7 protein-coding genes are annotated in these 6,511 nt (G+C 63.7%); 4 read left to right on the top strand and 3 right to left on the bottom strand.

Features of this window, described 5'->3' with window-relative positions:
• Positions 1 to 45: 45 nt before the first annotated feature.
• From ruvC to JAB6_RS26950, 4 genes are read left to right on the top strand one after another with little or no spacing between them, the layout of a single operon-like run.
• Complete coding sequence (gene ruvC / locus JAB6_RS26965) at positions 46 to 585, top strand: crossover junction endodeoxyribonuclease RuvC (protein WP_034749205.1); 540 nt, start codon at positions 46 to 48, stop codon at positions 583 to 585.
• A gap of 54 nt (positions 586 to 639) precedes the next feature.
• The gene (ruvA, locus tag JAB6_RS26960; RefSeq protein WP_034749203.1) at positions 640 to 1,218 is read left to right on the top strand and encodes a Holliday junction branch migration protein RuvA; all 579 of its coding nucleotides are present in this window, start codon (positions 640 to 642) and stop codon (positions 1,216 to 1,218) included.
• Positions 1,219 to 1,224: 6 nt separating this feature from the next.
• Positions 1,225 to 2,280 carry a Holliday junction branch migration DNA helicase RuvB gene (ruvB, locus tag JAB6_RS26955; RefSeq protein WP_034749202.1) on the top strand — a complete coding sequence of 352 codons (1,056 nt, stop codon included), beginning with the start codon at positions 1,225 to 1,227 and terminating at the stop codon, positions 2,278 to 2,280.
• A gap of 23 nt (positions 2,281 to 2,303) precedes the next feature.
• Entirely contained in the window at positions 2,304 to 2,771 is a 468-nt protein-coding gene (locus JAB6_RS26950) for a YaiI/YqxD family protein (protein WP_034749529.1), read from the top strand.
• A gap of 51 nt (positions 2,772 to 2,822) precedes the next feature.
• On the opposite strand, the gene JAB6_RS26945 is transcribed toward JAB6_RS26950, so the two are convergent.
• The 3 genes from JAB6_RS26945 to JAB6_RS26935 all read right to left on the bottom strand — a co-directional run bounded on the left by JAB6_RS26945 (position 2,823) and on the right by JAB6_RS26935 (position 6,479).
• Positions 2,823 to 3,962, bottom strand: coding sequence for an OmpA family protein (locus tag JAB6_RS26945; protein ID WP_070305845.1), 1,140 nt, complete (start codon positions 3,960 to 3,962; stop codon positions 2,823 to 2,825).
• A 13-nt stretch (positions 3,963 to 3,975) separates the two neighbouring features.
• Positions 3,976 to 5,751 (bottom strand): ice-binding family protein, encoded by a 1,776-nt coding sequence (locus tag JAB6_RS26940; protein ID WP_070305818.1) that lies wholly within the window; start codon positions 5,749 to 5,751, stop codon positions 3,976 to 3,978.
• Between the two features lie 272 nt (positions 5,752 to 6,023).
• Positions 6,024 to 6,479, bottom strand: a complete 456-nt coding sequence (locus tag JAB6_RS26935; protein ID WP_070305815.1) for a DUF2147 domain-containing protein — start codon at positions 6,477 to 6,479, stop codon at positions 6,024 to 6,026.
• Positions 6,480 to 6,511: the final 32 nt, after the last annotated feature.

The following is a 6,511-nucleotide window of genomic DNA, read 5'->3' as shown; positions in this document are numbered from 1 at the left end:
CCGGTTATTCACCGGTGCCTGCCGTATTCATTATAGAATCTGGCGATGATTATTCTTGGCATCGATCCTGGCCTGCGCACGACCGGCTTTGGGGTCATTGAAAAACACGGCAACAAGCTGCGCTATATCGCGTCGGGGACCGTCAAGACGGGTTCCGAAGGGGAATTACCGCCGCGCCTGAAGGTCATCCTGCGGGGCGTGAGCGAGATCGTCGGCACCTACCAGCCCGATTGCGCGGCCATCGAAAAAGTGTTTGTCAACGTTAATCCCCAATCGACCTTGCTGCTGGGCCAGGCGCGCGGCGCGGCCATTTGCGCGCTCGTCCATGCCGATTTGTCGGTGGCCGAATACACGGCGCTGCAAGTGAAACAGGCTGTCACGGGTCACGGCAAGGCGGCCAAGGAGCAGGTGCAGGAAATGGTGTCGCGGTTGTTGTCCTTGCCCGGCTTGCCCGGTACGGATGCGGCCGACGCGCTGGGCGTGGCCATTTGCCATGCCAACAGCATCGATGCGCTGGCCATGATCGGCGCGCTGGCGCCGCAACTGCAGGGTCTGCGCATGAAGCGCGGCCGTTTAGTAGGGTAGGCGCATGGCCCTCATATCAATAGAAACAACGATACACAACATTAGGAACACGCGATGATAGGCCGTCTCTCCGGTATTTTGCTTGAAAAGAATCCGCCACAATTGCTGGTCGATTGCCAGGGCGTCGGCTATGAAGTCGACGTGCCGATGAGCACCTTTTACAACTTGCCCCACGTGGGCGAAAAAGTCGTGCTGTTCACGCACCAGGCCATCCGCGAAGACGCGCACCTGCTGTTTGGCTTCGGCAATGCGGCCGAGCGCGCCGTGTTCCGCCAGTTGATCAAGATCACGGGCGTGGGCGCGCGCATGGCGCTGTCGATTCTCTCGGGCATGACGATTGCCGATCTGGCGCAGGCGATTACCCTGCAGGATTCCGGCCGCCTGGTGAAAGTGCCGGGCATCGGCAAGAAGACGGCCGAGCGCCTGTTGCTGGAATTGAAGGGCAAGCTGGGTGCCGATATCGGCGCCGGCGGCGCGCATGCGGCGCCCGACGCGCAATCGGACATTTTGAATGCCCTGGTCGCGCTCGGCTATTCGGACAAGGAAGCGCTGGCCGCCGTGAAGAACGTGCCGGCAGGTACCGGCGTATCGGACGGCATCAAACTGGCGCTGAAAGCGCTGTCGAAAGGCTGATAGGGCATGAGCATCCAGACCGACAGCTTCACGGAACAGCGCATCATCGACGCGGCGCCCATCTCGCACAACGAAGAGGCGATCGAACGGGCCTTGCGTCCCAAGCAGCTCGACGAGTATGTCGGGCAGGAAAAGATCCGCGACCAGCTCGAGATTTTCATCACGGCCGCGCGCCAGCGCAAGGAAGCGCTCGACCACACCTTGCTGTTCGGCCCGCCAGGCCTGGGCAAGACGACCCTGGCGCACATCATCGCGCGCGAAATGGGCGTCAATTTGCGCCAGACCTCGGGCCCCGTACTCGAGCGCCCGGGCGACCTGGCGGCGATTTTGACGAACCTGGAAGCGAACGACGTCCTGTTCATCGATGAAATCCACCGGCTGTCGCCGGTCGTTGAGGAAATTTTATATCCGGCGCTCGAGGATTATCAAATCGATATCATGATCGGCGAAGGCCCGGCCGCCCGTTCCGTGAAACTCGATCTGCAACCGTTTACCCTGGTCGGCGCCACCACGCGCGCCGGCATGCTGACCAATCCGCTGCGCGACCGCTTCGGCATCGTTGCGCGCCTGGAGTTCTACAACACGGGCGAACTGACGAAGATCGTCACGCGCAGCGCGGCCTTGCTGAAAGCCCCGATCGACCCGGAAGGCGCGCATGAGATCGCCCAGCGCGCCCGCGGCACGCCCCGTATCGCCAACCGTCTGTTGCGCCGCGTGCGCGATTTCGCGGAAGTCAAAAGCAATGGCGAAATCACCAAGGTGGTGGCCGACCGCGCGCTGGCCATGCTTGACGTCGATTCCGCCGGCTTCGACGTGATGGACCGCAAGCTGCTCGAAGCCGTGCTGTTCAAGTTCGGCGGCGGCCCCGTCGGCATCGGCAACTTGGCGGCGGCCATCGGCGAAGCGGCCGATACCATCGAAGACGTGCTGGAACCGTATCTGATACAGCAAGGTTTCCTGCAGCGCACACCCCGTGGCCGTGTCGCCACGCCGGCTGCCTATCTGCACTTCGGCGTCAGCGCGCCGCGCATGGGCCCGGGCGGCGAAGCGTGGGAACTGTGATGGCGCAGGAAGGTATGCCGGGTATGCAAATCTGGATCGACGCGGATGCCTGTCCCGTCGTCATCAAGGAAATTTTGTACCGCGTGGCCGACCGCCTGGAGCTGCCGCTCATCCTGGTCGCCAACCAGGGCTTGCGCGTGCCGCCCTCGCGTTTCATCCGCACCGTGCAAGTGCCGTCCGGCGCCGACGTGGCCGACCAGGAAATCGTGCGTTTGTTGAATCCCGGCGACCTCGTCATCACGGGCGACATCCCGCTGGCGGCCGACGTCCTGACCAAGGGCGGTTTCGCGCTGAACCCGCGCGGCGAGTTCTACACGAAGGATAATATCGCCCAGCAACTGACGATGCGCGCCTTCATGGAAGAATTGCGCAGCGGCGGCGTGGACACGGGCGGCCCGGCCGCCTTCAGCCAGTCCGACCGGCAACAGTTCGCCAATAGCCTGGACCGGCATTTGAGCAAGCATCACCGCAAGCCGGCCCCGGCGCAGTAATTCGCGGACGAAAAAAAACCGGCGCAAGCCGGTTTTTTACGTGCATGTAACTTAGCGTGCAACTTTGCGTGTGCCCACCACTTCTACCGTCACACGGCGGTTCTTGGCGCGCCCGGCGGCACTTGTGTTGTCGGCCACCGGCTGCGTTTCTCCCTTGCCTTCCGTGTAGACACGGTTCGTTTCCACGCCTTGCGCCACCAGATAGGCCTTGACGGCTTCGGCGCGGCGTTGCGACAGTTTCTGGTTGTAGGCGTCAGGGCCGACGGCATCCGTATGGCCGACCGTGACGATCACTTCCAGGTCCATGCCCGTCAATTGGCCGAGCAGCTGGTCCAGCGCGGCCTTGCCTTGCGGCTTGAGCGCCGATTGATCGAAATCAAACAACGCTTCGGAGGCAAACGACACTTTTTCCGACACGGGCGCTGGCGCCGGTGCGGCCACGATGACGGGGGCCGGCATCGCGACGGCCGGGGCGACTTCTGGCGCCGGCTGGTAGGCGGGCGTGGCGCTGGCCGGGCGGCCCAGTTTATACACGAGGCTGACGGAATACAGGTCCGCATCGCCACGGTTGCCGACGGCGTCGTTCAAGCGATAACGCTCGACTTCGCCGCGCAGGGCCAGCGCTTCGCTGAACTTGTATTCCAGGCCCAGGCCCACCTTGGCATTGAGCTTGCGCTCGCTGGCATGGGTATTGGTCGAACCCAGCAGGCGGTTGCCGCTGAATTCCGTGTTGGTCTTGGTGTAGTGCATGCCGACACGGCCCAGCAAGGACAGGCGCTGCGACAGCGGCAGCTGGCCCAGCAAGTCCAGATTCACGCCGCGGAAGGCCGCTTGCCCGTTCAGTACGCCGTTGCCGTTGGTGGTCGACTTGAAATCGAACTTGCCCAGGTCAAAGTAACCGGCTTCCACGGCGAAATACTGGTTCAGCTGGCGGCCGACAAACAGTTTATAGCCGGTGTCGCGCTGGTCCTTGCTGAAGCCGGTGACGCTTTCGCCGTTGGCGGCCAGGCTGGCGCGCAGGCGCGGCTCGTCGATGGTGGCGCGCGACTGGCCCACGCCCGCGCCAATGTACCAGGCGCTGTTGGCCCAGTCCGGGTTGATGAAGGTGTTGTCCTGCGCCTGCGCCGATTGTGCCGCCAGCAAGGCGCCGGTCATGACGCTCAGGGCGCCCAGTGTGTGTGCGATAGTCATGGTCATGTCCCGGTTATTTGGTGATCTGGTTGTTGCGCAGGGTAACGGCGGCGGCCGTCAGCACGCGGCCATTGAGCAGGGTCGTGTTGTCGCCCACCGTGATGGCGGCCGACTGGCCCAGGATATTGCCCTTGAAGACGCTGTTCGCGGCCAGGGTGGTCGGGCCGACGGGCAGCCAGCTGACGTTGTCGGCCGTGGCGCCATTGTTCAGGGCAACCACCGAGTTGACGGTCGAGTTCAAGGTCAGCGCCGTGCGGAAGATGTACACGCCGGGACCGTTCAGGGTCAAGGTACCCGTGATGCTGATGGCGCCCGCATAGCAATACACGCCGGGGCCGAAGGTCTGGCCGCCGAGGTCTATGCCGCCGGCAAAGCTGACGTCGCAAGTGCGGCTGTTGCCGTCCGTGATCGCCGTTTGCAAATCCGTCATCGCGCCGGCCAGGATGGCGCCCGACTTGTAGTTGGTAAAACCAGCTGCCTGGGTCGGATCGACCGTTTGCGAAGGCGAACCCACGTCGCCCGTGATCAGGGTCGTGCCGCCCGAATTGTTCGTGATCGAGGTGCCGGCCAGCACGCCGAACGATGCGGCGCGGCCCAGGATGATCGGATTGAGGACGGGCGGGATGGCGACGGCAGTGACGGTCAGCAGCGCGCTGCCCGACTGGCCGCCGGCCGTGGCCGTGATGCTGCTGGTGCCGGCGGCGATGCCGGTGGCGACGCCCGTGTTCAGCACGCTGGCATTGGCAACGGTGCCCGACGTCCAGGCGGCGCTGTTGGTGATGATGGCGTTCGAGCTGTCCGAGTACGTTGCGGTGGCAATGAATTGCTGCGTGGCACCGACAACGATGCTGGCGGTGGCCGGCGTGACGGCGATGCTGGCCAGGGTAATGGTCGGCACGGTGACGGTGGTGCTGGCCGTCTTGCCGTTGAAGCTGGCGTTCATGACGCTGGTACCAAAGGCAACGCCGGTGACGAGGCCACCGCTGGCGACAGTGGCCGAGGCTGGCGTGGCGGACACGAAGCTACTGCCGGACGTCACGTCAGCGCTGCTGCCATCCGAATACGTGGCAAGGACGGCCAACTGGCGCGTCGCGGCGACGGGGATGATCGGGTTTTGCGGCGTGACGGCGATCGACAACAAGGTCGCTGGCGTGACGGTCAGCACGGTGCTGGCCGTGAGCGCGCCCGTGGTGGCCGTAATCTGCGTCGTGCCGGCAACCTTGCCCAGCGCCAGGCCGCCAGCGGCGATGCTGGCCGTGGCGGGACTGGCCGAGGCAAAGGCCGACACGGCCGTGACGTCGTGCGTGGCGCCGTCGCTGAAGCTGCCCGTCACCGTGAATTGCTGCGTTGCTGCGATGGCGATCGATGGTGCGAGCGGCGTGATGGCAATTGCCGTCAAAGTGGCGGGCGAGACGGTCAACTGGGCCGCTGCGCTCTTGCCGCCAAATGCGGCGCTGATGCTGCTGCTGCCGGCAGCGATGCCGGTGCTCAAGCCTGTGGCGGCATTGACTGTCGCGCTGGCTGGCGTGGCCGAGGTCCAGGCCGACTTGGCGCTGACATCTTGCGAGGAGCCGTCGCTATACGTGGCGATGGCCGTGAATTGCTGGCCCGCACCGATAGCAACCGTGGCCGTGGCTGGCGTGACGGCCAGGCTGGACAGGGTGGCAGCCGGCAAGCCGAGGATAGGATCGCGTCCCTGGTCGCCGCCGCCGCAGCCGGCCAGGGCGGTCATGGCCAGCAGGCCTGCCGAGACGATCAGCGGGTTCAGATATCGCTTGAAGAGATTCATAGTGTTCCTTTGTGCATGGCAGTCATTGCCGGTCATCCGCGGATGAGGTCATCCGGCAGAGCCATGCCGCCTGTCGCTACAGGGCGATGGCGTCACAGGCATGCACTATTTCATTTAGGAAACTTCAAGTATGTTCGGTGGCGCGCATAGGCCCCTGGCGTTCGGAGATAGGGTCAAAAAAACGCGATTCGGCCTGGAAAACAACGGCCGTGTGCGGAAAACAGACGCAAAAAAGCCGGCGCTAAGGCCGGCTTCATCAGGGCAGAGGGAGCTTACTCTTCGCGCACCCACGTCTGCGAGCGGCCAAACATCGGCATGCCGACATAGCCGCGAACTTGCAGCTTGGTGCCGCCTTCCGTCAATTCCGCCTTGCTCTTGTAGGTCTTGCCATTGGCCGGGTCCGTGATTTCGCCGCCAGTCCATTCCTTGCCGTCATATTTCAGGCCGGACAGGATCACCATGCCGACGATGGGCTGGTCTTTCTTGGCGCCCGTGCACTTGTCGCACTTGGGATTCTGGTCTTCGTCCGGGCCGCGGAACAGCTTGTCGATCTTGCCTTGCAAGACGCCGTTGCTTTCCGTGATGACGATGAGGGATTTCGGCTTGCCGCTGGCGTCGTCGATGGTTTTCCATGTGCCGACGGGGGTAAAGTTGCCGTCGCGCGCGGTGGCGCTGCCGGCGATGGCCAGGGCGGCCACCAGTACGCTTGCTTTGAATACTTTATGCATCGCTAGTCTCCATTGGTTTTTTGATCGTGTCA

The sequence above is a fragment of the Janthinobacterium sp. HH104 genome, from assembly GCF_001758715.1.
In the GTDB taxonomy this organism is placed as follows: Bacteria; Pseudomonadota; Gammaproteobacteria; order Burkholderiales; family Burkholderiaceae_D; genus Janthinobacterium; species Janthinobacterium aestuarii.
This window is presented reverse-complemented; position numbering and strand designations above follow the sequence as displayed.

Excerpts from the sequence above, each read along its gene's own strand:
- JAB6_RS26950 (WP_034749529.1), top strand. The coding sequence starts at position 2,304 with ATGCAAATCTGGATCGACGCGGATGCCTGTCCCGTCGTCATCAAGGAA.
- JAB6_RS26940 (WP_070305818.1), bottom strand. The coding sequence starts at position 5,751 with ATGAATCTCTTCAAGCGATATCTGAACCCGCTGATCGTCTCGGCAGGC.
- ruvC (WP_034749205.1), top strand. The coding sequence starts at position 46 with ATGATTATTCTTGGCATCGATCCTGGCCTGCGCACGACCGGCTTTGGG.
- ruvB (WP_034749202.1), top strand. The coding sequence starts at position 1,225 with ATGAGCATCCAGACCGACAGCTTCACGGAACAGCGCATCATCGACGCG.
- ruvA (WP_034749203.1), top strand. The coding sequence starts at position 640 with ATGATAGGCCGTCTCTCCGGTATTTTGCTTGAAAAGAATCCGCCACAA.
- JAB6_RS26945 (WP_070305845.1), bottom strand. The coding sequence starts at position 3,962 with ATGACTATCGCACACACACTGGGCGCCCTGAGCGTCATGACCGGCGCC.
- JAB6_RS26935 (WP_070305815.1), bottom strand. The coding sequence starts at position 6,479 with ATGCATAAAGTATTCAAAGCAAGCGTACTGGTGGCCGCCCTGGCCATC.